19 protein-coding genes are annotated in these 26,474 nt (G+C 39.5%); 1 reads left to right on the top strand and 18 read right to left on the bottom strand.

Annotation, left to right across the window (positions count from 1 at the left end; all coding sequences use genetic code 11):
• Nucleotides 1–209: 209 nt before the first annotated feature.
• A complete protein-coding gene (locus RMZ43_RS02535) occupies nt 210–746 on the bottom strand; it encodes a methanogen output domain 1-containing protein (RefSeq protein ID WP_322655609.1) in 537 nt (178 codons plus the stop codon).
• 696 nt (nt 747–1,442) lie between these two features.
• Here RMZ43_RS02535 and RMZ43_RS02530 point away from each other — a divergent pair.
• Nucleotides 1,443–1,634 (top strand): hypothetical protein, encoded by a 192-nt coding sequence (locus RMZ43_RS02530; protein ID WP_109009697.1) that lies wholly within the window; start codon nt 1,443–1,445, stop codon nt 1,632–1,634.
• 348 nt (nt 1,635–1,982) lie between these two features.
• Here RMZ43_RS02530 and RMZ43_RS02525 read toward each other — a convergent pair whose 3' ends face one another.
• The 17 genes from RMZ43_RS02525 to RMZ43_RS02445 form a co-directional block, all read right to left on the bottom strand.
• A complete protein-coding gene (locus RMZ43_RS02525; protein ID WP_322655608.1) occupies nt 1,983–2,843 on the bottom strand; it encodes a sulfurtransferase in 861 nt (286 codons plus the stop codon).
• Between the two features lie 404 nt (nt 2,844–3,247).
• Nucleotides 3,248–6,034 (bottom strand): MGH1-like glycoside hydrolase domain-containing protein, encoded by a 2,787-nt coding sequence (locus RMZ43_RS02520; protein ID WP_322655607.1) that lies wholly within the window; start codon nt 6,032–6,034, stop codon nt 3,248–3,250.
• Nucleotides 6,035–6,212: 178 nt separating this feature from the next.
• A complete protein-coding gene (locus tag RMZ43_RS02515) occupies nt 6,213–8,201 on the bottom strand; it encodes an amylo-alpha-1,6-glucosidase (protein WP_322655606.1) in 1,989 nt (662 codons plus the stop codon).
• 236 nt (nt 8,202–8,437) lie between these two features.
• Nucleotides 8,438–9,862, bottom strand: coding sequence for a Dyp-type peroxidase (locus RMZ43_RS02510; RefSeq protein WP_322647835.1), 1,425 nt, complete (start codon nt 9,860–9,862; stop codon nt 8,438–8,440).
• Between the two features lie 92 nt (nt 9,863–9,954).
• Complete coding sequence (locus RMZ43_RS02505; protein WP_322647836.1) at nt 9,955–10,974, bottom strand: L-dopachrome tautomerase-related protein; 1,020 nt, start codon at nt 10,972–10,974, stop codon at nt 9,955–9,957.
• A 117-nt stretch (nt 10,975–11,091) separates the two neighbouring features.
• Complete coding sequence (locus RMZ43_RS02500) at nt 11,092–13,065, bottom strand: galactose oxidase early set domain-containing protein (protein ID WP_322647837.1); 1,974 nt, start codon at nt 13,063–13,065, stop codon at nt 11,092–11,094.
• Between the two features lie 231 nt (nt 13,066–13,296).
• Nucleotides 13,297–14,304 (bottom strand): sugar phosphate isomerase/epimerase family protein, encoded by a 1,008-nt coding sequence (locus RMZ43_RS02495; RefSeq protein ID WP_322647838.1) that lies wholly within the window; start codon nt 14,302–14,304, stop codon nt 13,297–13,299.
• Between the two features lie 96 nt (nt 14,305–14,400).
• The gene (locus RMZ43_RS02490) at nt 14,401–14,805 is read right to left on the bottom strand and encodes a DUF4904 domain-containing protein (RefSeq protein WP_322647839.1); all 405 of its coding nucleotides are present in this window, start codon (nt 14,803–14,805) and stop codon (nt 14,401–14,403) included.
• Between the two features lie 34 nt (nt 14,806–14,839).
• The gene (locus tag RMZ43_RS02485) at nt 14,840–15,232 is read right to left on the bottom strand and encodes a YybH family protein (RefSeq protein WP_322647840.1); all 393 of its coding nucleotides are present in this window, start codon (nt 15,230–15,232) and stop codon (nt 14,840–14,842) included.
• A 230-nt stretch (nt 15,233–15,462) separates the two neighbouring features.
• Nucleotides 15,463–16,575, bottom strand: coding sequence for a myo-inosose-2 dehydratase (gene iolE / locus RMZ43_RS02480; protein WP_322655605.1), 1,113 nt, complete (start codon nt 16,573–16,575; stop codon nt 15,463–15,465).
• Nucleotides 16,576–17,388: 813 nt separating this feature from the next.
• On the bottom strand, nt 17,389–18,057 hold the full coding sequence (locus RMZ43_RS02475; RefSeq protein WP_322655604.1) for a pentapeptide repeat-containing protein: 669 nt from the start codon (nt 18,055–18,057) through the stop codon (nt 17,389–17,391).
• Between the two features lie 94 nt (nt 18,058–18,151).
• Complete coding sequence (locus RMZ43_RS02470) at nt 18,152–18,628, bottom strand: hypothetical protein (RefSeq protein ID WP_322655603.1); 477 nt, start codon at nt 18,626–18,628, stop codon at nt 18,152–18,154.
• A 53-nt stretch (nt 18,629–18,681) separates the two neighbouring features.
• Complete coding sequence (locus RMZ43_RS02465; protein WP_322647844.1) at nt 18,682–19,773, bottom strand: ferritin-like domain-containing protein; 1,092 nt, start codon at nt 19,771–19,773, stop codon at nt 18,682–18,684.
• Nucleotides 19,774–19,944: 171 nt separating this feature from the next.
• Nucleotides 19,945–21,807: a GMC family oxidoreductase gene (locus RMZ43_RS02460; protein WP_322655602.1), complete on the bottom strand. Its 1,863-nt coding sequence runs from the start codon at nt 21,805–21,807 to the stop codon at nt 19,945–19,947.
• A 973-nt stretch (nt 21,808–22,780) separates the two neighbouring features.
• Nucleotides 22,781–22,933 carry a CHAT domain-containing protein gene (locus RMZ43_RS02455; protein WP_322655601.1) on the bottom strand — a complete coding sequence of 51 codons (153 nt, stop codon included), beginning with the start codon at nt 22,931–22,933 and terminating at the stop codon, nt 22,781–22,783.
• A gap of 21 nt (nt 22,934–22,954) precedes the next feature.
• Nucleotides 22,955–23,770, bottom strand: a complete 816-nt coding sequence (locus RMZ43_RS02450; RefSeq protein ID WP_322646008.1) for a carbonic anhydrase — start codon at nt 23,768–23,770, stop codon at nt 22,955–22,957.
• 663 nt (nt 23,771–24,433) lie between these two features.
• On the bottom strand, nt 24,434–26,068 hold the full coding sequence (locus tag RMZ43_RS02445) for an alpha-D-glucose phosphate-specific phosphoglucomutase (RefSeq protein WP_322646007.1): 1,635 nt from the start codon (nt 26,066–26,068) through the stop codon (nt 24,434–24,436).
• Nucleotides 26,069–26,474 lie beyond the last annotated feature (406 nt).

Here is a 26,474-nt window from a genome sequence, read left to right as displayed (position 1 = left end):
CACTGACGGGGTAAAAGTAAAGAGACTAATACTAATTTCGGATTTTAGATTTTGGATAAAAAGCTTTAACTACAAAGCTGCTTCAGAAATCTTAAATCATACATTCTATCCTAATCTGGTATTAAGCTAGGCTTTGGGGCATCAACTTCAGTCGGGACATATTATAGGGAGAGGGTGATAGTCTGCAAATGTCCCGTTTGAGGCTGCTACTATACTTTGAAGTATTCTTGTGCTACAAACTCGTCTAATACTTCGCTAGGTTTGAGATGAATGACGATTTTGCATTCTTGTGCGCCTCTAGCAATCGTTTCTTGTAACTCGACTCTAGCGTAGCCGAGGTTATCGGCTGTGATTGCGCCAAAAATATTAGATGTCATGACACACATGGCTTCGCGTCCTTCTACCTGTTCTGCAAAGGGGCATTTACGATTGCCTAAAACGATCTTCTCATCAGTTTCTTCAATCACGTAAAAGTCGCCTTGAATCCGGCGTTTCCAATCTATGAGGACGGCAGTTACCTGGCTACGAGAAAGATTTGATAGTTGCAAAGCGTTCTGGTATATCTGATTGACATGTTGACCTGTTCGATAGCCGACCACATTCAAGAAGCCTTCTGCCTGTTCAATCCCAACGACATCTTGTAGGGTTCCAGCTAATTCTCTAATCATTGTACGTAGAAATTGATCGCGCTCGATCGGTAATTCTAAGGATTTTATTTGTTCGTCGAGCGAAGATATGTGAATCATAATGGTGTTATTTCCTAAATTTTTAGATAGGACAAGCATGAATGATACTTAGTTAAGCAAAAGTCAGTGAGACACCAAAATTTTTTAATTAAGTACCATGTTTACTAAGAATAGTTTTCCCTAATTGGCTACAAAACTAACTTAAATATAGGAGGATGTACTCATACCAATTCACAATTCGCTTTTTCGCAATGATGCTCCTACGTCGCTAACACAATTAAAAAACTTAGATGCAGCAAAGCTTTCAGGGGTTACATATGTATCAGATTTTTCGTGAAATATATTACTCGCAAAGGATCAACGCTGTCTTTTGTCTTCAAATTGACTCTACAGCTATCATCTCGCTATGTTTGTCAACAACAATTTGACAAGCGATCGCCAATCATAACCTGTTTCTTTATCAACATATTTAATAGTAAAGATATCCATCAATGTCATTGACTAAAATATTTATAAGTACTTGATTTATAAGCTACTAGATACTTACGAAAAATTGAATATAAATTTTAAGACAGTTTTTTTAATTTGTTAAAAACTAATTATTAACATTAAGTATTTAAAATAGGCTAAACTGGGTGTACAAGCTGGTAAAATATAGCAATCTGCAATCAATCTTAATCTCTAGTTTGATAATACAAAACACATGTAGACGAGTTTTATCAGAAGATATTAGATGACATTAAGGAGGAAAATCTCATGCAAAAAGAATATATGGAGATTTTAGAAACATTAATTAATAAATTGACATTATCCGCAATATTGGAAATGTTAGAGCGAATATGTCACAAAAAAGCGGAAAATCTGAGAACTCATTGGCAAGATGAGACTTCAGCAAAGCTTTGGGATAAAGCTGCTAGACAGATAGAACAAATAAATGTTGATGTTTGATTAAACAATAAAGCTCAGTAAATAAAAGAGATTAGTTACTAAATTTACAGTATTTTTAATGCATGAATTATGTGCCTAATCTTTTTTTATAAAAAATAATCGAAACCGAGTCCGCGCTAGCGCAGGGCAAATGCACTTGAAAACATGAACAAGATGCAATACGGTTCAGTTAAGGCTAAAACTCTTTGTCAAACTCAATTTTTTTAACGTAGACGCTTCGGCTTGCCGCAGGCTACCGCCAAGGACGCCAAGGACGCACAGAGAAGAAAGAAATGCTTAACTGAACTGTATTGGAACAAGATGTGAGTAGGTGTAGCCTGCCGTAGACATCACTAACTATCAGCAACCTTACACGCTGATTACTTTACTATCAATGGGTAATGAAAAGTCACGAGACCATTCATTCCAAGAGCCAAAATAATTTTTAGCAGAAATTCCTGCCTCTTCAAGGGCTATTAATGTATTAGCAGCCCTTGAACCCTTAAAGCAGTAAATGTACACAATGGACTCTGAAGTAATACCTATTGATTGACAAATTTCTCGGATTTCTTCTGGTGAGCGAAACGTAGGGATTTCTAATTCAGAATTCATCAGACGATGCCATTCTAACCATACTGCATTAGGTATTCTACCTTTGCGAGGACAAAAATCAGGATTATAGGGAGAAGAACTCAATCCAAGCCATTCTGAACTGTCGCGCACATCTAATTTAATAATTGCTGGATTAGCAATTGCTTGCAACATCTCGGTGGTAGTCACTATTATGTCAGCATTGGGATGCAATCTAAATATGCTGCTTTCATGCTTTGGTACTTCATCGGTAATAGGTAATTCTGCTTGGAGCCATGCTCTATATCCTCCGTGTAAAATAGATACCTGATCGCAACCCAAATACTTCAGCAAGAAAGCTGCTCGACAAGATTGACCATAACCTTTATTTAAAGCATCTTCATAAACAATTAGGTGTTCTGTACCAGATATTCCTACTCTGCTCATAGTTTCTGCAAAATACTCTTGCAGTTCCTTCAATCCTGTTGGGGAGGAATTATCTAAAAGATAAGTGAAAAAATCTCTAATATTTATGGATTGAGGAATATGAGAAATAAAATAATCTTCTTTACTTCGCGTATCGATAATGACAGTCTGTGATGAATTTTTTGCTAACAGTGACGTGAGTTCTTGAGGAGAAATGAGGAGTTTTGTATTCACGACTTCATGCTTCTGTTATTGTACCAGTAAGCATTATCGCCCTTGGCAAATTTGCATTTTGGAATGCAAATTACAGAAGAATGAATGTTAAATGTTACGAGATAACTTTTGGTATGTGTTATTTGAAAGTAATAATTCCTAATCCAGAATTTTGAATAAAGTTTATTTACCGAGAATAAAGAAGCAAAGAATTATTTTCTCGTCTAGTATTAAAGGTCGCAACGACAACTAGCCGAACGCTTCAAGGTAAGCTTATCGTTTGCTCAACGCTTAATTTGTCGTTATCAAATTACAGAACAAGTGACTTCAAAACCTCATAGGTATGGAGCGATCGCTGCTACCACGATTTCGTCCATGATCACCAACCCCTCCCGAAGAGCAGGGAGGGGTTCTTATTTTTTGTATTATGTAATGTCTTGTGCTGATTTTTGAATTAATTCAGCTACTAAACCTGTCCAACCGGTTTGATGGCTAGCACCAATACCTGCACCAATATCGCCATGAAAATATTCATAGAACAGAATCAAATCACGCCAATGTGGATCGTTTTGAAACTTTTCTGAGCTGCCATAAACAGGCCGCTTACCAGATGTTGGATTTTTCAAGAAAATTTTGATCAGCCTTTGGCTTAATTCATTTGCCACTTCTTGCAGATTCATCTCTTTCTTTTCACCAGAAGAAGTGGCGCACATAACTTTGATTTGATCTCCCCAAAAATCATGAAACTTCAACAAAGATTCGATGATAAGATAATTCACAGGAAACCAAATAGGGCCGCGCCAATTAGAATTTCCACCAAACATTCCATATTTTGATTCTGCTGGTTCGTATTCTACTCGATACTCTTGCCCATTTGCCCGCAATACATAAGGATTATCCTTATGATATTTTGACAAAGCTCGGATACCATAATCGCTCAAAAATTCTGCTTCATTCAGCAGACGCTCCAAAATAGATTTGAGTCGTTCTTTATTTACCAGCGACAAATAATAGAGTCCTTTTTGATTGGGGAGGACAGAAACATTCTCGTGTTGAGTAAGTTGAGGGCGATTGTTAATAAACCAATAAACCCGTTTTTTGAAATCTGAGGCTAAATATTTATCAACAATCTCTTGTTCAATTGTTTCTACAGCAAAAAGCGGAATTAACCCAACCATTGACCGCACTTTCATTAACAGTACACCTTCATTGTTTGCACCCTGTACTACACCTGGAGGAGCTTTAAGAATATCATAGTAAAACTTATCTTCTTTATCCCATATATCTACGCCTGTACCACCGACTTTATTCATTGCATCAGCAATGAGTAGAAAGTGTTGGAAAAATTTAGAAGCCATATCTTCATACTCGCTTCTATAGTTTTTACTAGACTTAATACTAGACTCACTATTAGAATCTTCTTTAGCGAGTTCCGTAGCTATTTTTAGTAAATTTAGACAATACATTGCCATCCAGCTAGTACCATCAGACTGTTCTATGGTTGCATTAGGAATCTGAATATTGCTTCTATCCAAAACTCCAATATTGTCTAATCCTAAAAATCCACCTTGAAAAAGGTTGTTGCCTTCAGCATCCTTACGATTCACCCACCAAGTGAAATAAATAGATAACTTTTGAAAGATTTCTTCCAAAAACTTTCTATCAGCAGTGCCATACATGTCCTTTTCTATGTTGTAAACACGCCATGCAGCCCAAGCATGAACAGGTGGATTTACATCACCAAATGCCCACTCATAAGCTGGTAGTTGACCGTTGGGGTGCATATACCATTCACGCGTAAATATATACAATTGCTTTTTGGCAAATTCTGGATCGATTAGTGCCAAGGTAATGGTATGAAAAGCTAAATCCCAAGCAGCAAACCAAGGATATTCCCATGCGTCTGGCATGGAAATAATATCTTCATTAAATAAATGATCCCACTCACGGTTTCTGCCCCATTTACGTTGTTCTGGTGGCTTTGGTGGATTGGGGTCGCCATTGAGCCAATCATAAACTACATAGTGATAATATTGTTTGCTCCATAACATACCAGCAAAGCTTTGTCTTTGCACATTTCGCATATCCTCGGAAATATCAGAAGGACAAACAGCTTGATAAAATTCGTCGGCTTCTTTCTGGCGAGTTTGAAGTACAGTTTCAAAATCATTACCAAAAGGAGAATCTAAATTTTGATCGCTCAACCGCAGTCTAACTACTTTGGTTTCTCCTGGATTAATTGTTAAGTCGTAATGAGCTGCGGCTTTTGTCCCTTTTTGAGTAGAACTTACTGTTTTGTTATTTCCGAAAGAAACAATGTAATCATTTATGCCATCTTTGACGGGGCCGGAATTCTCACCCCAACCAAATCGTTTCTTGTTTGTTTCGTTTTCTGTAAATAGAAGTTCTTTAGGAGCTTCACTATAAAGCCATCCTTTGCGTAAAGTTTTAACTTCTTCATTATCTTGATAAACAGTTTCTATTACGCTTAGGTTCGAGTCAGTTTTGATAGCTTGCAGGTATTTAAATTCTTTTGTTTGATTTTTATACCCCCAAGACCAAGTATTACGAAGCCATATAGTTGGTAAAAGATGCAGTTTGGCGGTTTCTGAGCCTCGATTAGTAACACTAATTTTGATGTGAATATCTTCTGGAGAATTTTTAGCGTACTCTACAAAAACATCAAAGTAACGATTATCATCAAACACCCCTGTATCTATTAGTTCATATTCTAAAGCTGCGGGATTGGTTGATTTTCGATGTCTGTTTTCCTCAATTAGCTGGGTGTAAGGGAAAGCTTTTTGTGGATATTTGTAAAGATATTTCATGTATGAGTGCGTGGGAGTGTTGTCAAGATAAAAATAATATTCTTTGACATCTTCCCCATGATTGCCCTCACTGTTGGTTAAACCAAATAGCCTTTCTTTCAGAATCGGGTCTTTTTCATTCCAAAGAGCGATCGCAAAACAAACTCGTTGGTAATTATCGCTAATCCCAGCAATTCCATCTTCGCCCCAACGATAGGTGCGGGAACGAGCTTGATCGTGAGAAAAGTAATCCCAGGCAGTACCATCAGCACTATAATCTTCTCGTACTGTTCCCCACTGACGATCGCTTAAATAAGAACCCCACCGCTTCCAATATTTTTTTTGCTCGCGATCGCGGTCTTCTATTAATCTTTTTCCTTCTGCTGTCTCTTGAATCTTGTTCATTGTTCGTTTCCTTTTATAATGTTTGCGATGATTAATAATTTGCAATAGTTAATAGCAGTCATAAGCTATTAACTTTCAAACGAACCTAAATATTATTCGTGCCGTTGCTGAATCGAGGGATAATAACAACTTGATAAAATTTCCTCCCCTGCTTCCCCTGCCCCCTGCCCCCTGCTCATTACTCCGTAGCTAACCAAGCGCGGAGTACTTCTCCAACTGACCAAGCTTGAGCAATACAACCTTTAGGTTCCATTGGTGGATCGCCATTAGATATTTCACTGATAGTTCCAACTCCAGCAGTATAGAGGTGATGTTGCATAGGTTCTAGATATTGGCGAGCAATAGATGGGTTGTTAAACACACGCAAGTGAGCTAAGACAAACGGGCCAATTAACCATTCCCAAACTGTTCCTTGGTGATAAGCGCCGTCACGATGAAATTGATCTCCACCGTAGTGACCGATATACTGCGGATCGTCAGGTGCAAGACTGCGTAAACCGTGAGAAGTTAGAAGCGATCGCTCGCACGCTTCTACTACTTGCCGTTGTTGTTCAGAAGTAAGTGGACTTTCTGGCAAGGATACGGCGAAGATTTGATTTGGTCGTAAAGAGGCATCGTTACCATTTGGGCCGTCTAAAACATCAAAACAGTATCCCTTGGCATCATTCCAGAAACGACTAAAACCTTTTTGAGTGGCATTAGCCATTGCATCGTAGTCTTTCTCAGGTTTTCCTAACTTTTGGGCGAACTGAGACATTGTTCGCAAAGCGTTATACCAAAGGGCATTCACTTCTATAGGCTTGCCAATGCGAGGAGTAACCACCCAATCACCGACCTTGGCATCCATCCAGGTAAGCTGCATTCCTGGTTGCCCTGCATAAAGCAACCCATCATTGGGATCGAGGTGAATATTGTAGCGCGTTCCTTGACGGTGAAATTCGATAATTTCTGCCAGTTTAGGAAATAAATCTGCTAATAGCTTGTCATCACCAGTGGTAGCAAGGTAAAGGCGGATGGCTTCAAAATACCATAGTGTTGCATCAACTGTATTGTAGTAATCTTCTGTGGGTGGCTTGTTATCGTCAGGGAAACGATTGGGCAACATTCCTTTGTTGATATATTTGCCAAAGGTGCGAAGAATGGACTCTGCAATTTGCGGACGATTAGTGGCAAGCGTCAGACCGGGTAGACTAATCATGGTATCCCGACCCCAATCAGTAAACCAGTGATAACCGGCGATGATGGTTTTTCCGTCTTGTCGGTCAACAATAAACTGATCGGCAGCGAGTACAAGTTGCTGCACCCAATCAGGAGGTGGAGGTGCTTGTGGCGATCGTTTAGCTTGCCAGTCTGTTATCAGCTTTTGCTCGTACTGGTGACGTAAGTCTAAAGCCACTGCACCCTTTAAATTAGGATTTTGCTCTCTACTCGCGACAAAAGTAAATGAGCTTCCAGGCTCAAGTGTGGCTTCAAAAGTTGCTGGGTGAAGATGATCGTCTATATCGTTGAGTCCGCGTTCCTTTTCGGCTGCGAGTTCAAATCCGTAGTACCACTCGTTATTAAGTGAGGCATTACCGCTATCTGTCAACAAGTATAAAGGTTGCGCTCCCTGAAATACTGTGACACCGACTCCATGATCGATCGCTTTTACATTCATGCGCCAATCCTTAGCAGGCCATTCTTGAGCATGGGTTCTGCTGTGATAATCGCGGTAATTAACAAATGCTTTGATTGATAATTTAAGCGATCGCTTTGCTCGTCGCAAGTAGTAATGAATATATGTAGTATCAGCTCCAGGCTGCATCCAGATGCGTTTCTCTAATAACGCACCTCCACAAGCAAAGCTCCATACAGGTACTGTTCCTTCTAAAGAAAAGCTTTCGATATGGCGGTAACCTTGAGGAGAAATTGTGCCATTTGACCAACGATTAGCAAACAGGGGATAAGAGCTGCCTTCATAGTCTGCTGTTTCATCCAGCTTTGCTAGTAGTACGGTTCGCTGCAACGGTGGTTGCAATGCAGCCACAAGTAAACCGTGATAACCTCGTGTTGATAAACCTGCTACTGTACCTGAAGCATAGCTGCCGCTACCATTGGTTACTAACCACTCACGCGACTCTGCTGCATCAAGATTCCCACAAATTTCCCGTCCAAAGTTGATGCTCATAAATAGACCTAATTATGTCACCAATATTCTCAGTTTTGGTTTCCACATCAATAACTTTTATTAACTCCAAGTCTATATAGCTGGTAAAAGTTTTTGAATACATAGCAATCCTAAATCATTTGAAAAAAATCTGTTATCTATTGCCTATCTACATGACTAATTTGATAACTTAAACAGGATTGCTATAGTGCCTACTCAAGCAACAGAGCTTAACTAAACTCATTTATAAGCTAAGATTAAGTTCTTGCCAAATTTTTTAAAAAACTTATGCTAGGTGCAAAAAAATATTCCCCTCCCTTCATTTTTACCGGCAATTTAAACCCATATTCTTCAGTTTTTAATCCGCCCCATTCTTTTGGCCATTTCTGAATTCCCTCTGGTTGACCAATTAGCGGATCTGGGCCAGCATTTACTTGAACAAAATTCTTAGGATTTGCCCATCTAGATTGTATAAAATTAAACTGATTTTCAATATCTGCTTGAAAGCAAAGAAACAGCAATCCTGAGCCTGTTGTCGGCTCTTTACTGCAATCTTGCTCTCCAAAACTGACAGAACGACGAGCAATTCGATGCCTTCTCTCCACCTTTAAAGCCTCATCAAAACCTGGTGAAGACTCTACTCTACCTGTATCGCCTCTAGGATTAACTTTGCGGATATGAGTATGGAATGGACACTTTGTTGCCTCCGTATCCAAGTCGTAATTAAAATTATTAAAGTAATTGTAATTGGTTGTCGCACTTTGGCTCGGTAAATCTGAAAGAGTTACTGGAGTTCCATCTTCAAACCGTCCCACAACCAAAGCTCCGGCTAAAGTTTCATTGATACCTAATTGTTTAGCTAAATTCCGCACCTCTTCACGGAATTTTTGGACATTTTGTTCAAGTTTCCGACAAACTAAGTAACTGCCATAACTATCTTCAGTCTTACCGTTAGGATCTTTAACCAAGATCGCACTTAGCGGAGCGCGAGGGTCCCATTTGCTGAAGTCAGAGTTATTAGCTTTGGCGCTAGCAATATTTCGTTTCAGAAATAGAGGTTGACTAACACCATCAACATAACCGAAGTGTTCTATAATTTGATTTTGAGCATTTCTGAGGATAAAACCATCTTCTCTGTGAAGTATTTTGGACAGTTGAGACAATTCTGAACAGATATCGTTAATTGCTTTGGATAAGTCTGTCAAATTATCATCTGCTATAAGTAGCAAGGCATCTGGTTTCTGTTGAAATCCTGGTTCCCAATCTATCGGTGCTGGATCGTTTAATGAGTTCTTGATATCAACATTCTGCATACCTAATCGAAATGGCTGATCCCCAGGTATTTTCGACGGTTTTATTTGTAGATATTCATAACCTTGACAAGACAAATATAAACTAGCAAATATACCACCTGATATCTTTTTAGTTCGGTACTCGCAGGCCTCATTTGACTGCTGCTCGGCAGATTTGACATATTTCTGGGCAAAGTTTTGAATCCATCGTTTGACTGCATTTACTTGACCAGGTTTAAATTGTAAAAACAGATGTACGATATGATCTCGTCCATGCCCATTTAAAATGTTTCCCTGTAAATCATTTAGCAAAGTCTGGTATTTACCAGGGTTTTCTGGATCGATGCCATCTTCTAGTATGGTTTTTAAATCTTCTTCTGTTAGTGCCATTGTTTAACTCTTGTTGTTAAAGTTACAATTGAACCGTTGCAGATTAAAATCAAGAATTTTAGATCGTCTTAGTTAAGACATTTGGTTTAACACTATGCAACTTCTGAAGTAAAAGATTTCAAACGAAAAATATAATAGGGTGGCATAGAAGTATTTTCTCCTGCATTGAGAGGAGCCGAACGGTGTAATTGATTGCAATCTAAATATATACAGCCATCTGAACCCAAAGTCAGCGAATCTATCCAAGACAACTTCTGATCAGTAACTAGAATTTGATAGCAGCGATCTGGTGTAATCACTCCAATCGCGTTATTTGCTAAGTCTCCCAAGTAGATATTGTTTTCTTGGTCAATGGTAATGCCATCACAAATTGGTTTTTGGCTGTATCGTTCAATTTTGCTGCCCAATTCAGCTTCACTCAAATCAGGATTGCTCAAGTCTGCACTCTGCACGCGGTACATACTAGTACCATGCATCGGACAGAAATACAGCCATTCATTGCATGTATCTAAGACAATCCCATTCACACCTAAGTGAGGACGAATTAAAGTCCCATTAGGCTGCTTAATCTGCACTGGTATCCCGTCAACCACCAAATCAATATCGTCTGGCACTACGCTTTGGTGTCCTTGTAAAATGCGACAAGCTAATCCTGTTTTCAAATCAACCCTAATCAAAGCCGCCTTATTTCCATCTGCTGGATCAGAAATATAGACAACATTACGGGTCAAATCCACTGCCAAATCATTAACAAAGGAACTATCTAATGTTATGGGCGGTGGTAGATAAATCACTCTTGCCAGTTCATTTTTATGAGTGTCCCATGCCACCAGTTTAGGAACTGACTTACTTTGATTGCCGTTGTCTAACATCCAAATAGTTCCATTGGCATCAGACTTAATTCCTAACACGGTATCAAAAGTAATATTTTTTACTTTTGACGATTTAGGAAATGGTATTATATCGTCTTTGGTCAGTTCCGCTACTTTGATTTCAGGGTTATAAAACTGGTGAAGGCTAAGAATAATTCGACCTTCTGGTGTGACAGTGATGTTACCGGGGGCAATCGGTAATTCTGCTATGACTTCTAGGCGATCGCGTAAATTTTTCATAGTAAAATTTTATTGATTTCGCCAATGGTTGAGAGAATGTGATTTGTTAGAAGTAGTTACAAAATCGATTTTTTCATAGTAAAAAAACCTTCTTTTTTAATATTTGATTGAGTCTCCTTAAACTTCAAGCTTTACCATCTTGGCGTGGGACGGCTTACCTAATTCATTGAGGTAGAACATCATGTAGTAACCTGGTGGGTAAAGATTAGCATTTTTCGGCGCTCTAAATTTGATAGCAGACTCGCTTCCTAAAACAACATTTTCGACTGGCAAATCTGCTAATCGTTGCCCATAATCGAAAGAATGAGTAACTGAACCCAACTTAACCAGAACCACAGAACCTGTTTTTGTGGCATCCTTGACTGAGATACTGCTAGATTTTCCATAGTTGAGTATTTCAGGAGCTTTAGCTATTTCAGGACGAGTACCCGGCTTAAACAAATAGGGCGGACTGAAGATTTCTGCTTGCCAAATTTCAGAAGGGACGAAGGGTTCTTTATCTCCCTTATCAAGGTCTTCCTTAATAAAATAACTTTGAGGAGATTGGTAATATTCTTCAAGATTGAATGTCTTTTCATTCTTACCTGATTTATCTGTCAGTTTGGGAAACTTATAATAATATTTCAGGGGATCTCGCTGGATATTAACGTGAAGTGTGCCATCTTTTTCCCGTGCTGTTCGATTGGCATTTCCCCCAATAATCAAAACACGAGCATCCGGTAACAAAATTGCCCCATTATGATAAAGCCTGGGCAATTTAGCCGGATTCATAGATTTGGTAATGTAACCCCCTATAGCTCTGGAATCGGGAGTCATTAGCAAAGGTTCATAGACTGGCTTGTATTCTGGATATTCACCGCCATTAACTACCAAGAGTTCCTGATTGGGTAAAATCACTGTTTGGAGGTTAGCTCTTGGCTTATCAAGAAAGTTGTTGACAATTTCCCACTTGCCATTCTTTTCTCCACTCTTACGAGGGGATGTCCAATGCTGTAGGCTAGTAGAAACCCTTGACCAGTTTGGAAAACCTGTTGTATTACCTCCTCGGCCATAATTGATGTCGTTGGTGCCGATAATACCTCCGAGTAATAAAACATCTTCAGAATTAGGAACTTGCACAGCAGTTCCATAAGCTTTAGACGGCTCTCCCCGATCGGCTACTACTTCAAAACTGACGGATAATTTACCCTCTGCGTTCTCATGGACAGACATTAAATAGCTTTTTTTGCTGGACTGGGTGACCAAAACCCCACCAATTCCAGCGTCATCTCCAGTTATCAAAAGTTTGCCGTCAGCAGTTGGGAAAACGCGAGGATACAGGTCTATAGTATCGTAGGCACCAACATCTGTGAGTTTGGTATTGAAGGGACTGTTCTCTACGGTTGTTAGGTCAATATAGTGGAGTTTTTGGGTTTTAGGATCGTAAATTTCTAGACTCGGATTAACTTGATTGGGAGACTCGTATTTTAAACCGGAAAAAATAACTATTTTCCCATCAGCTAGTGAAATTAAACTAGGATACCAACGTCCTTCTTTAAGTTGTCCAACAGCAGACCACTTATTTGTTTTCCAATCATAAAGATTGACCTGTCTAGAGCCTGTAAAAGCTCCTCCAGGGTAGTATCGTCCAGTACCGCCGACAAAAAGAACATTACCATCGGCTAGTTGCAAATGACCGGAGCAAAATAAATCATTGATTTCTCCATATTGCTGGAATGGTGGTGAAGCAATGCGTTCAAATTTTCCAGTTTCAGGATCTAAAAGGGCAGTATTGTTGATGACATCATAATCTGTGACATTAACTCCTTCTATAAAGCTAGGATTGGGTTCTCCATTGTTAATAACTACAGTGTTGCGAAAACTACTACCATTAACGCTCAATACCTTGCCATTGGGAAGTAGTAAAGTATGGACAGATTGCATCAAATTTTCTTTAGGAGGCATAGGAATGGTTTCCCATGCACCCATTTCTTCTTTTTTTAAATCGGCTATTGGCTGGGCGATCGCCTGTTCCCAGCCAGAGATAGTAATAGCTACAGCTAGAATAGAAGCCAGAAAAACTGAGACGATCCGATTTTTATTAAATAGCATAATAATCGAGAAATCTTAAGTACCTATGCAAAATGAATTGCTCAAGATAAAAGAGGTTAAATGATATTTAAATGAAAAATATTTTATTTATCATTTAACCCCTTGTATTCCCTATGATGGTAAGGAAAAGAGAAACAATCGGATTCACAAGTTATGAAAGTCAGTATCTAAATATTTGACGATTGCTCAGTCAAGATAAATGCCTTCAATAATTTAGAATAGGATAATTTCTTAACATGAATACTTGACTTTATCCAATTCTGTTCGAGTAACTTTGATGGCTTCGTTGGCAATATCATAGGCACTTGGATATTTATTTTCAGGATCTTCTCCAGGAATCCAAAACTTACGTCGAGTCAAACGAAGTGAGTTAATAAAAGCAGGAATGGCATTGAAAATCTCCACTGCGATCGGGCCATCATAGACTTGTAAAATTGGTTCTAAAAATGATTGCCAAGGAATCCAGCTTGTATGAAGTGCGCCGCGATCGGGAGGAGAGACTTGTACGTAATGAAGTCTTTGCTGTTCGGCAAGATACGCTACTTGTGCTTTGAATATCTCAGGCCCATCGCCATCAAGAGTTTCGTGAGCGCTATCAATCACTACTCCTACTTGTTTACTATCAACTCCATCCAAAAAATCAATTAGTTGCGATAATTTGTTAGGGCCAGGGGTTTCCCAATGAGTAATTGGTTCGATTGCTAATTTAACATTTTGTTGCTCTGCGTATTGACCTAATTCATCAAAGATTGTCTGAGCATTGCGATAGCGAATTGCTAAATGCTCTTGAAGTTGATCGCTCCAAATTGGAACATTAAAGTCAGTAGTTGGAAATACACCATAAGGGATGACAATCGGCCCCATCATAATTTCACCCCTAAGTGCAGCTGTTATGTCAATTCTTGACTTAAGGTACTCTAGTGCTGCTTGTCTTTGTTCATAGTAGGGAGAACTTAGATCGAGGGAACGGGTAGCCCCGACATTAGTAGCAATTTTTACATCTTCTAACCCTTCTGAGTCCAGACTATATCGCAAACTAGCATAATCTTCAATGTCTTTTTCGTAATTTTTATCTTCGTTAAGCGCAATAGGAAATTCAAAGCCAGTGTAACCAAACTTTTGAAGCTCTTTTATATGCGTTAGAATTGTTTGCCGATATTCTGAATCACCAGGATTCAAATTGACGGTAAACAGGAAGAAGCTCAGGTAAATATCAGGTAAAGATGAGAAGTTGCTCATATTAAAATTTGCGTTGATTGCTGGCTAAATCCAAAAATTATGAACTTTAAATTGATAATTTCAACCAATTTATCTACCTATTAACTCTCGTCAAAGTTAGTATCCATTGCCTGTAAGCCACTGAAGCAAACCCTGAGGATTATCTATGATAGCTTTAGGATCGAACATAGGCCATATATACACAATCCCTTCCTCATCAAGACGGAAGAAGTTGTGCAGAGTATATAAAGTTCCTTTTGTTGTCTTCATCTGCCATACACCGCTTGCTCTCGGATATTGAATAGTAATAGATAATACGTTCACCTCAGAAACACGACTTGCAACACCGCTAACAAAACGCACAACTTCTTCACGCCCATTGATAGTCCTTTCACTAATCGGGCTAAGAAATTGAATCTCAGAAGAAAACTGTACCTTTAAAAAATCGCCTGTTCCAAAGGAGCGGAAATAATAGTCAATAATCTCACGATATTCTTCTTTGCCCTTTTTACATTTGTTCATTTTACAATTCTCCAAAAGTTGTAAAATCGAAGTATTACAAGGGTTTATTATTCCAAATTTGACGACTAATTTTCCAGTTGTTATCCTGTTTTTTCATTAACCATAATGCGCGAAATTTAACCAGTTTTGATGGACTACCATCTTTTGGGTAAATTGTAGCAAGAGAAATTCCTAAGACATAACCAAAATCGCCAATGACTTCGATTTCTTCGGCAGTGAAAATTGGATCGATCTTGTTGCTAGCAATCTGCTCGCTAAAGCCTTCAACAATGTCATTAATGCCGACGCGATCGGGGACATTCGGCGCCATCCAAAGAGCATCTTCTGTATACATCTCCCCGTAACCACACAAATCTTCAGATTTAACATTAGCGGCATATACTTCTTCAAAAACGGTTCTGATCTTTTCTTTATCACTCGATTTCATTGCTATTCTCCATTGAAATAATGTTTAATTATCTTATTTGTATTTAACAATTGGGCAGGCAAACTCCATCAATCATATTTCGCTATTTGCAATAGAGAATATGACACTGCAAAACAAATTTGCTGATGAAATAACTATAAAAGCCTTAAGGATGTGGTAAATCAATTCAAAATTCAAAAGATAAAGATTATGAATTTTGAATTGACCTACTGAATACTTGCTGAAATAGCTTATAAGCCAGTCACATCACGTAGATAACTACGAGCTATTAGCGCGTTTTTCAAAGGATTTGTTTTGTTAGGATCTTGTTCTGCTTCCACTATGAGCCATCCTTCATAGTTGGCATTAGCAAGCTCATTTAAAATCGGTTTAAATTCAATTGCACCTTCTTTGGTGTCTCCTGGAACAGTAAATATACCATTTTTAATCGAACCTAAAAAGCTCCAACCTTTTTTGATGGACTCATCTAAAACAGGCTTACGAATATTTTTTAAGTGAACGTGCTTGATGCGATCGCCATATTTCTTGGTCACTTCCAGAGGATCGACTCCTGCGTAGTATAAATGACCAGTATCGAGTAGCAAATTAACATATTCGGGATTAGTATTTGCCATCAAGCGATCTATATCAGCCAAGTTTTCCACTCCTGTACCAATATGGGGATGGTACGATATCTGCATACCTTCCTCCTTTGCTTTTTTACCAAGTTGATTCAACCCTTGAGTCAGAGCATTCCATTGCTCGTCAGTAAACTTTGGTCTGTTAGGCAAAGGTGCAACTGGCTGTTGATGAACTGCGTTACCCAATTCCGCTACTACAATACTTTTGCTGCCACCAATTTGTTTCATAAATTGCACCTGTTTCTTGAATTCAGCCCAGGTTTCATCTGTCTTTCCTACTGTGAATTCAGTCCCCACCCAAGGTTCAGAAATAGTCAAATTACGAAGTTTTAACTCTCTTTTCAAAACTCCGATATCTTCCGGATACTTACCTGAGGTTTGCGAGCCTTTGAAGCCAGCTAGTGCCATTTCACTCAGAATCTGCTGATAAGGGATACGAGGATAGAGATCAATACTAGGATCGTCACCATTGCTCCAACCTGTGGGTGTAATGCCCAAAGAAACTTTTGCTGGATCGAATATAGGTGTTGTCTTTGAAGGCGGAACCAGAGACACTAAATATGAGTTTTTGTCGTTATTTGTAGCGGCAGTGGCGGGAGAATTAAAATAAGTTATCCCAAAAAATATTAATGCCACTAACACAACCAATAAGCGACCAATAGATTTGAATTGGTTACAACCTGTAGAGTTATTCATCTTATACTTACCTTGTTGTTTCAACATAGTTTGGTTATCCCAAATATATGTAACTTTGTTCAAATTTTGCCAAATTAGTCAATAGTGTGCTTTTAAAAAGCAGTATTCAACTAAATAAGATAAAGACTGATTATCATTCTTTAAAGTGAAGGAAAGTATTAACTAGCTCTTAATTTTAGAAAAAATCTAACGAGCACATTTAACTGCTACTGCTGAAAATACTAAAATTATCTAGATATTTGAAATCATTTTAATTAATACTTTAGTAATCAGCTGATAGCTTAAGAAATTTTTTATAATTGTTATGAAACTGATTACTATTTTTCCATACTTATTTAATTACCAAAAAAGAATATATATAGCTGGGAATTAGTATTTCTTAACTAAACTTATTGGTAATAAAAACATATCTTTAATTGAGATTTACATTATAGATTTGATCTCAATTTTTCATAAATCCAAAGATATATTTATTAACCATATAGATATGAATAATCGCATTGGCTCAAAAAGATGAATAAATTGGGATAATTCTTGCCTAGCAATACTGAGGATTAACAAAATTTTATTTTGGAAAAAATTGCAGAAGAATTTTGGCGATCGCTCCGCTTTTTTACTTTATGATTGTCTTCCTATTTTTAATCCCTTATCAAGATTTTCTTTGGAATGACGAGAATTCGTTTTTTTGAGTCAAACTCCCTCAAATCTGCCTATATGAGGAAATTTTGCCAATGCTTTACAATAATGTTAGCGGATGGTGGGTTATGAAATTGTACTAACCCACTCTACATTTTTTTGAATTTTCAGCTTTTCAAGTCCTGCTTCAGCAGGACTCAAGTCTCACTGCAAAGCACCAAACTTAGTGACATCTCCATTATAGGTAGTCCCGTCAGGCATCACAGAGTTAGACAAATCTGCCCCAGATAGCTTAGTTCCCTTAAGCGTGGCTGCTGATAATCTTGTATTTCTCATGAAGGTATTGGACAAATCTGCTCCCGATAGAATAGCTCGAGAGAAAATTGCTCCCTTTAATTTGGCATTTTTCCCCACAGCATTAGACAAATCTGCATCAGAGATAATGGCCTCTGTGAAATCTGCACCGGTTAAATCTGCGTTTAACAATTTTGTATTACTCAGAAGCGCATTATATAAATCTGCCTGAGAAAGATTGGCCTCCGTTAGATCGGCATCTGACAAGGTTACCCCCATGAGGATGGCTCCCGATAAATTGGCTTTTTTTAGATTAGCTCCTTTGAGTTTTGCGTCATTAAGTAGGGAACCAGAGAGATTGGCTTCTGATAGATTTGCTCCATCGAGTGCGCTGGCATACAAATCTTTACCTGATAAATCGGCTTTTGATAGATCGCAATTAACACAGGCGTTTGTCAAAAGCAACTTTTGGTAATCCGTCGCAACGAAAGCGTTAGCGGGTAAAGTAAAGATGGCTAAACTAAGGAAGATAGAGAAAGCAATAGTAGAGAGCCTACGAAACCAAGATGTAATACTCATGTTTGGTCTTAAAACTAGGAATTATTGCAATTTTGTCAGGCTCAAAGATGAGTCTTATTTTAGAGATTGAGTAAGGTGATACCCAGAAGAGATGTTAGCTTTTAGCCAGACTGACTAAAGGGGGTTCGCTCCAAGTTCCGTATCCCTGACCTTTCGCGCCAGGTGGGTTAACACCGATCGCAACCCATAAAAGTCCTTCTGGATAAGCATGTGGACTGATAATAAAGGTTCCATCCTTTTCTTTGGTTCCGTAAACATCCCGCCAGGATTGTGGTAGTGTATACCAAGTAGCTACATACCAAACCTTGATGATATTGCGGGCGATGGGGCCAAATTTTTGAGACGCTAAAATCTGCGTGATTGATTCGTGGTTGTTTTCTTGTTTTTCAAGCTCCAACTGATGAAAACTTGTTAATAGTTCTGCAAATATATCTCCACCAATGATGTCTCGAATGGTTTCAAAATAAAGAGTAGCCAGACCTGTTCCCTGCAAGTGAAACTTAGAAAAACCTGTAAGAACCACTGATAGATTCAGGAAATAGTCCAAAAACTCAGGTGCATTAATATCCATTAATTATTTACCTCCACAAAAAGTTTAGATCCCTAAGTCAAAGTTAACTAAGGCTAGTCCAACCGAAAAAGAGGAGCTGCATTGACCCCTGGTTTGCCTGGAATGGGGTTACGCATTAAACTATTAGCCTGTTCTTTAAGGCGGAACATTCCCCCAACTGCGGGAATTAAATGCTCGGGATGTCCGTCAAAAGCGTATTGAATCTTGGCTAAGAAGTCACTATAAGCAGAGTGAAACTCTAAGGCTGCTGCACGCACTTCCGATCCTTCTGGATAATCACTCAGTTTGGCATTATCCTTAATTGGATAAACTTCGCCCCAATCTACGGTAAAGTCTTTACCTGTAGGCTTATCGGGCAGATCAGATTTTGTAGGATCTTCCTTGTCTATTACATAATATTGCTTTAATAGTATTTGCTGAAAACGATAGTCATGGGCTAGTTCTCGCTCTGCATCATAGATAGTTTCGCTTCTTGACCCCTCACCCTGATCTTGAATCACTTTTAAGGCTCGTATGGCTGAACGCAGATCGGTTACTGGGATGATGTCTCCACCACCGTTGTAGTAGTATTCGGGGGTAATTTGTCGCTTAGGATCGCCACAAAATAGATTGGGATTATCTCTATAGAGTGCATTCAGACCACGAATTATCTCTGCATAAAATAAGCCAATGCTGTAGAAAGCCTTAGTCGGATCGAAGCCTATAACTTCCAACAAATATTCTTCTAAGCTTCGAGATGCAACTAATGCTTGACTTTCTGGAACGTGTTGAGACCGTTCAATTTGACGAAAGGTCTTTATCGTTTCTTCGGAAAACTTGCTTAAACCTACTTTAAAATCTGTAGAGCCTGTAGGTAGATAGCTAGGATATCTTGGAACAAAATCAGATGCCGTCAGGACTCCTGAATCAAACGTTCCTCCCACTGCATTATAAACATTAGCAACAAGAGTTAGGTGTAGCATTTCTTCTACAGCAACCGCCCGGATAATATGGAAAGCTTCTAAATTCGTTCCGGGTTTAATGGAATAAAGCGCTGTCATATAAGGGGGAATGGTTGCATGTTCTATCTTCATTGCCTGTATGAGATAGTACTTTAATTGATCGACCGTTGTAATCAACTTTAAGCTATCGGAGACTGTAGTCATAATGTCTACTCGCAATGTTTTTTAAACTGTGTAAGGGGTACTAGCGCGTATCATCAAATAGCCGTAGAACACTATTTAGGGCTGAAATTCAGCCCTCATAAATTTTGCATTAAAACCGCGCCCAAAGCCTTTCTTTCTTTAATGAGCGTAATTTTAATTGATAACACGCCCTTAGATAGCTTGCAAATTACTTGTTTGCAAATTACTGGTTTGCAAATTATAAGAATTTAATTCTTTAAGCATCTGCTCGGCAGCTCTAAAACTCAGCGCGGCAACAGTCAATGTTGTATTTGAACTACCAATGGTTGGCATACTTCCTGCGCCGACTAGGTAAAGATTTTGATGATCCCAAGAACGCAGATGACTATCAACAACTGAATTGGATGCCGCCGTTCCCATGATATGAGTTCCCGAAAAGTGGTTTCCGCCTTTGTATACGTAACCTTCACCCTCAAACTCAAAATATGCGGGGTCTTTAGGATCGTAGTTGGTAAAATCTTCTGCTCCTAAACGCCCGAAGATTACACGAGAGACTTTTCTAGTGTAGGCAAGGGTTCTGCGACTGTAGTCAGGTAGGTTGAAGTTAATAACGGGACGATAATTACCCAGTTTATCCTTATGCCTTGGATCGATGGTTACTCGATTACCGTACTCGGGGAGTAATTCACACATGAAAGCCAGCAGCAGTTGGCGTGAAATCCTACTAATCAATGTCTGGCGCAGTTCTTGGCCATATTTGTTTTTGTTGTCGATCGCATCTTCGACTTCACCTTTGGGCGATCCGGTTGCCCATCCCCAACCATCATTGTGAATATCTACAGCAAAGGCAGATTGTAATTTCCGAAACTCCCCTTTACGAAATGTTCCAATTCCTGATGTAACAAGAGGCCCTCGCATCGTGCCGGTTACTTCAGGCATCAAAGCCCAAGCTAAAGTGAAAGGGTGATCCATTAAATGCCGCCCAATCATTCCACTAGTATTAGGCAACTCAGAACCGAGCGATAGGCGAGCGTTTTCGACCGCATTAGTCGCTAAGACAAATAATGTTCCTCTAGCGATTCCTGTAGTGTACTCACTAGAATTGGAATTCTCATAACGTTTATAGTGAATGGCATTGATGTGACCGTTTTCGCGGTTATATTCTACCCGATAAGCTACCGCTTGGTAGAGTACATGAACTCGACCGGTTTCAAAGGCTTTACCTAAGGTTCTGCGAGCATCATATTTCGCTTGAACCGGACAGATAGGAACACAGTTAGCATTTCCTTGACAACGTTCCCCATACTGAACAGGAGGGAAACTGGTTATGCCGTTAGGAACAAAGCGGTTACCTGCATCGTATTTAGGATTCGGTACTCCATTGCGAGCTTGAGGAAAAGTAGAGAAGCTTAATTTATGGGTCTTGCCATACAGTTCAACTGTAGTCCCATTAACTTTTTCAATAACTTTTTGATCCAAGTAAGAGGGGGGAAGCTTTTCCATAGGAAAAACATAGCCATCTGGAAATTCGATGCCTAGTTGTTTTTGCTCATCTACGTCCCCACAAACCCCCATTTCGTACTCGGCTTTGCGGTAGTACGGCTCAAGGTCTTGATACTCAATCGGCCAGTCAAGACCTTGGCCGTAGTTACTGTACAACTTAAAATCTTCCGGTAACATGCGTGGGGTTTTTGCTTCCCAGTGCATTGTTGTCCCACCCAGAACCCGTGTATAGGAACCCGAAAGGGGCATGGGGCCTTGTTCTATAAAATAGTCTTTGTAATCAGTGGGGCTTTGAACATTGGCATTAGCAGGATAGGGAGAGTTAGGATTTTTCTCCACCGCTTTGTAGAAAGTCTCGACGTAACTTTGAAAGCCTGCAAGGGTGAAATCCTTTTCTACTGTAGCTTCCAGGATTAAAACCCTCTTGCCCTGTTGACTCAATTCTTTCGCAACAATGGCTCCAGCTACCCCCGTTCCTACGATGACGACATCATACAACGTGTTAAAGACAGTCTCAGAATCGACATTTGTAATTGTCTGATCTAGGCTCATCGGTTACTCCTTAAAAGTTACTCTTTGACATGAATCTATTCGGCAATATCTCTAGATATTTAATGAGATGAGTTTTGCTTCAGTAATATTTTTATTGAAGGTTCCATTACTGATTTAAGGGAGTCAACACTGACGGATTTCTTTTTGGACTGTCATCAACTTCCTCAACAAAATTACGTATTGTATACTTGTTATAAAGTTTAGTAACATACTTGTTTGCGAACTCTAATTCCACTAAATAGAAAGGCAAACGCACTTTGCCAGAATGAAGACGGTTCAATCTGTCAACCTCTAAATTTATTGATGAATTTTGTGTTTAATTTATAGACTTTATCAGTTATGTATTGGAAACAACATCATATTATGATCACCGCAAATACGCGGTGTCAATCAGTAATATTACGTAACTACATTCACAAGTTCAAGCTGCCTCATTAACTCAATTCGTTTATTGTTATAGTCTTGTAGTATTTAAGGGAGTAGATAGCTGGGAATCAGCCTTTTCCAGTTATAAGGAGTTTTTTCAGAAATAAAATAGGAGTTTTATATATTAGCGAACTAACAGCGAATATCATGTTCGGTGAAAGACTTATCATTAAGACCGCAAGGGAGCAGTTCTTGCTGGGAGCAGGGTGAAAAAAGTTTTTCTAGTTTTTGTATAGATGCCGGAATTATAACTAATTAGCCGGACATGATAGAACTAGTACCGCAAGGCGGAAGTCAAAGTTTAAGAACTTTTTTGCCCCCTTCCTTGCGGTACGCTAACGCGAACACGCTCATTCACACTAGCAGTCGTGACGAAGATTGACTGTCATAAATCGCTTGCGCTGTGTGACCCGCATTTCTTACAAGCGGTGCGTAGCTTGCCGCCGTAGGTATCGTTAAATAACCTCGTTTTTGATTTATGCAAGAGACTCCATGAACACGGTTCACAACGAAGGAATGAAAATATTTTTTCCCCAGTCCCCATTCCTCAATTTCCAGTCCCTATTTTCAAGGCAGGTCTATTGTTCAGGATTTTATAAAATTCTTGCATAAACAAAGCAGTAGAATTGGCATCCACGCAGCATAAGGTAGCAACAGTACTACGCGCTTCTGCCTGGGTAACTATTCCTGCAATGCCCATTACTGACTGCTTGTTGCCGTTTTACTTTTTTGTTGAGCCTCGATAAATTCGCTCCATTTGCTCTGGAGAAAGCACTGTCATTGGAAACCATTCATGTACGGTAGGAAGTTCCGGGGACGATTGAAATTCCCGTTGTTGAGTTTTAGTGAAATGTATTTCCACATTGCTAGTTAAAGGCGGACTAAGTAACGTCTCATCTATCTCCGATGGAGAAAGCTGATTTTGAGGCAAGACATAGGCGTGCTTTTCTGAATCGTATGCCAAAATTTCTCCTGTCTCAATTTGATAAATCCAAGCATAAATATTGAGTTTTCCTTGGTAAAGCTTAGAGTGAATCACCGGATAAGTCCGTAAATTTTCGATTTGGGTAAGCACATTCTCAGCAATAATTATTTCTAAGAGTTCTTCCCCTTCGTAGTGGCTATAATTGTCTTTTACCAATCGTCGCGTTGCCTCTGTATACTTGAGCCAGTCATGTACAAGAGGCATTTCTACCCGCAAGCTATCTAACTTCATTAACCCTTTCATAGCGCCACAATGTGAGTGACCACAGACAATAATTTGTTGAATATCTAATGCTTGAATAGCATATTCAATTGTTGCCCCTTCACCGCCATTAGTCGCACCAAATGGCGGAATAATATTACCCGCATTACGGATAACAAATAATTCCCCTAAGCCAGCTTGTGTAATTAGGTTTGGATCGATACGCGAATCGGAACAAGTAATAAATAGTACTCTGGGCTTTTGACCATGAGAAAGTTGTTCAAACAGTTCTTCATTGGCAGAAAAATAACTACTTTTAAACTCGCGCAAACCTTTAATCAATTTTTTCATAGGAGTACCTAAATGAACAAGTAATACTTGAAAAGTATAGTAAAAATTCAGTTCTCAAATTCAGAAATTAGCGAGGAACTAATAATATGTGTAAATAGATTAATTGAATTGATAAACTCTCGTCATTGCACCATCGGCTTAGTTAAAGAGTGAAATTTATTATTGCATTGTTTAAGTAGTCTTGCAAAACTACTCCCTCTGGCTACAGTCTTAATGGGAAATCAATCTACAATTAGTAATAATTTTGGTATTTTTCTCCTTCCACTCATCTCCCATCTACACATTTCCTACAGCGAAAATTTTGCCAACAGCTTTTTAATGACTATTTACTTTTATTGAATAATTATTGTAGCACGAGAGCAAGAACTCGAAAAAAAGGGTTTTGTCTTAAAATATTAGCCATCTTGAGCCTTTCCAGTCTGCAATGCAGACTTAAGGCGATCGCTTTTAAAGCAATGGTGTCTCCCTCGTGTTCATGAGGGCTAAAAAATTTAAGGTTATTGAAAAATAGGCGTTGCTAAATTGCAATATGAATCCAGATGTAGAGACTAGCAATTGCAACGTCTCTACAAGGATTTTGATATCATGCAGAATCATTTTTATACATGAAATCAGCAACGCCAAAACTTTTGACTGTTGACTGTTGACTTCCGCCCTGCGACACTAGGTGATTACAGTTGGCTTTTCCCGTCCTGTAAGTTCGCGGATCTGGGCTATCTCCTGGGCAATAGTAATTAAAGAAGCAAGCGCTTCTTGTGGATCAAGGTCATGTTTGCTGGGATCTGGCTCGTAGCTTTCTATATAAACCCTTAGGGTTGCACCTTGAGTACCCGTACCAGAAAGTCGCACCACAATTCGAGAACCATCGGTAAAGCCAATGCGAACACCTTGTCGATCGCTAACGCTACCATCAACAGGATCGGTATAACTAAAGTCATCACTGTATTCAACTTGATAGTTACCGAATTGCTTGCCTTTGAGAGTTGGCAACAAAGAACGCAGTCTTTCTATTAAAGTGTTAGCAGGCCCTGTCTGTATCTCTTCATAGTCATGGCGAGAGTAATAATTGCGTCCATAAGTCTGCCAGTGTTCCCGGACAATCTGCTCAACAGATTGTTGTCGGACTGCTAGGATATTCAGCCAAAACAGCACAGCCCATAGCCCATCTTTTTCGCGGATATGGTTAGAGCTAGTACCAAAGCTTTCTTCACCGCAGAGAGTCGCTTTCCCGGCGTCTAAAAGATTGCCGAAAAACTTCCAGCCAGTAGGTGTTTCATAGGATTCAATCCCAATCTGAGCAGCAACTCGATCTACTGCTTGGCTAGTAGGCATTGATCGCGCTACCCCAGCTAAACCTGCACTATAACCAGGGACTAGTTTGGCGTTTGCGGCTAACACTGCGAGGCTATCGCTAGGGGTGACGAAGAACTTACGCCCTAAGATCATATTGCGATCGCCATCTCCATCAAAAGCTGCACCAAAATCTGGCGCATCCTCTGCGTATAAAATATCCACTAACTCATGGGCATAAACCAGATTTGGGTCAGGATGTCCGCCGCCAAAGTCTTCTAAGGGTGTACCATTACGTACAGTTCCCACAGGTGCGCCCAAACGTTCCTCGAAAATAGCATGGGCATAAGGGCCAGCCACTGCATGTAAAGCATCGATACTGATCTGAAAATTTCCTTTTGTTAATAGTTCACGAATGCGATCAAAATCAAACAGGGACTCCATTAACTCTTGATAATCATGCACGGAGTCAATCACCTCAACTACCGTCTCTCCCAAATGTGACTCACCTAAAGTTTCTAAATCTACATCTGGTGCTTCTAGAATTTGGTAGCTATCAATTACTTTGCTGCGATCGTAGATCGCCTCTGTCACCTTTTCCGGGGCTGGCCCACCGTTGCTAATGTTATATTTCACACCAAAGTCACCATTTGGCCCGCCCGGATTATGGCTAGCAGACAAGATGATGCCACCAATAGCCTGGTACTTGCGAATAATAGCGGAAGTTGCAGGAGTAGACAAAATCCCGTGTTGACCAACTTTAATTCGCCCAATGCCATTGGCCGCAGCCATTTTCAAAATGATTTGAATGGCTTGGCGATTGTAATAACGACCATCACCGCCCAGGACTAGGGTTTGCCCACGCAAGTCGCCTACAGAATCGAAGATGGATTGGATAAAATTTTCTAGGTAGTGGGGCTGCTGAAAAGCCTTAACTGCTTTCCGCAGCCCAGAAGTACCGGGCTTTTGGTCGCTTAAAGGAGTAGTAGAAACTTTATGGATCTTCATAGATAACGTTTAACAAAGCATTTTTCTTTTACAGCTTTGCATAAATTCGTTACAAAAAAAATTGCCAAATATATATATATAATTATGTACCCATCGACACGGTTAGGATAAGCTAGCGTTGCAGGCAGGGCGGCTGCATCATGCCAACAAGACTAGGCAGCACTAAACCCGACAAGCTTTGATATCGCCAGCCAGCACTCTATTTGCCTGCTATTAACGAACTTTGGGGATTTAAGTCCCCTGCTTAAGAAGGGCAGCCCGTTTTGGGTCGGGGTCTAAATCCCCGGACGCTCGCAGACTCGCTAACGCAAAACGTAATTGCGTTATTGTAGCGGGGCGTTCGCTTTTAGCGTCTCCAAGAGTTGCCCATTGCGTTAGTGTAGCGGGGCGAAGCCCATTGCGAATT

This window comes from Nostoc sp. CmiVER01 (assembly GCF_034531135.2).
GTDB lineage: Bacteria > Cyanobacteriota > Cyanobacteriia > Cyanobacteriales > Nostocaceae > Nostoc.
The sequence above is the reverse complement of the archived record's forward strand: the minus strand, read 5'-3'. Positions and strand labels throughout refer to the sequence as shown.

What these genes read in the sequence shown, in the direction of transcription:
- RMZ43_RS02505 (WP_322647836.1), bottom strand. Translation starts at nt 10,974, where the DNA reads ATGAAAAATTTACGCGATCGCCTAGAAGTCATAGCAGAATTACCGATT.
- RMZ43_RS02495 (WP_322647838.1), bottom strand. Translation starts at nt 14,304, where the DNA reads ATGAGCAACTTCTCATCTTTACCTGATATTTACCTGAGCTTCTTCCTG.
- RMZ43_RS02520 (WP_322655607.1), bottom strand. Translation starts at nt 6,034, where the DNA reads ATGAACAAGATTCAAGAGACAGCAGAAGGAAAAAGATTAATAGAAGAC.
- RMZ43_RS02450 (WP_322646008.1), bottom strand. Translation starts at nt 23,770, where the DNA reads ATGAAAAAATTGATTAAAGGTTTGCGCGAGTTTAAAAGTAGTTATTTT.
- RMZ43_RS02470 (WP_322655603.1), bottom strand. Translation starts at nt 18,628, where the DNA reads ATGGATATTAATGCACCTGAGTTTTTGGACTATTTCCTGAATCTATCA.
- RMZ43_RS02535 (WP_322655609.1), bottom strand. Translation starts at nt 746, where the DNA reads ATGATTCACATATCTTCGCTCGACGAACAAATAAAATCCTTAGAATTA.
- RMZ43_RS02510 (WP_322647835.1), bottom strand. Translation starts at nt 9,862, where the DNA reads ATGGCACTAACAGAAGAAGATTTAAAAACCATACTAGAAGATGGCATC.
- RMZ43_RS02455 (WP_322655601.1), bottom strand. Translation starts at nt 22,933, where the DNA reads ATGGGCATTGCAGGAATAGTTACCCAGGCAGAAGCGCGTAGTACTGTT.
- RMZ43_RS02445 (WP_322646007.1), bottom strand. Translation starts at nt 26,068, where the DNA reads ATGAAGATCCATAAAGTTTCTACTACTCCTTTAAGCGACCAAAAGCCC.
- RMZ43_RS02465 (WP_322647844.1), bottom strand. Translation starts at nt 19,773, where the DNA reads ATGACTACAGTCTCCGATAGCTTAAAGTTGATTACAACGGTCGATCAA.
- RMZ43_RS02530 (WP_109009697.1), top strand. Translation starts at nt 1,443, where the DNA reads ATGCAAAAAGAATATATGGAGATTTTAGAAACATTAATTAATAAATTG.
- RMZ43_RS02485 (WP_322647840.1), bottom strand. Translation starts at nt 15,232, where the DNA reads ATGAAATCGAGTGATAAAGAAAAGATCAGAACCGTTTTTGAAGAAGTA.
- RMZ43_RS02515 (WP_322655606.1), bottom strand. Translation starts at nt 8,201, where the DNA reads ATGAGCATCAACTTTGGACGGGAAATTTGTGGGAATCTTGATGCAGCA.
- iolE (WP_322655605.1), bottom strand. Translation starts at nt 16,575, where the DNA reads ATGTTGAAACAACAAGGTAAGTATAAGATGAATAACTCTACAGGTTGT.
- RMZ43_RS02475 (WP_322655604.1), bottom strand. Translation starts at nt 18,057, where the DNA reads ATGAGTATTACATCTTGGTTTCGTAGGCTCTCTACTATTGCTTTCTCT.
- RMZ43_RS02460 (WP_322655602.1), bottom strand. Translation starts at nt 21,807, where the DNA reads ATGAGCCTAGATCAGACAATTACAAATGTCGATTCTGAGACTGTCTTT.
- RMZ43_RS02490 (WP_322647839.1), bottom strand. Translation starts at nt 14,805, where the DNA reads ATGAACAAATGTAAAAAGGGCAAAGAAGAATATCGTGAGATTATTGAC.
- RMZ43_RS02500 (WP_322647837.1), bottom strand. Translation starts at nt 13,065, where the DNA reads ATGCTATTTAATAAAAATCGGATCGTCTCAGTTTTTCTGGCTTCTATT.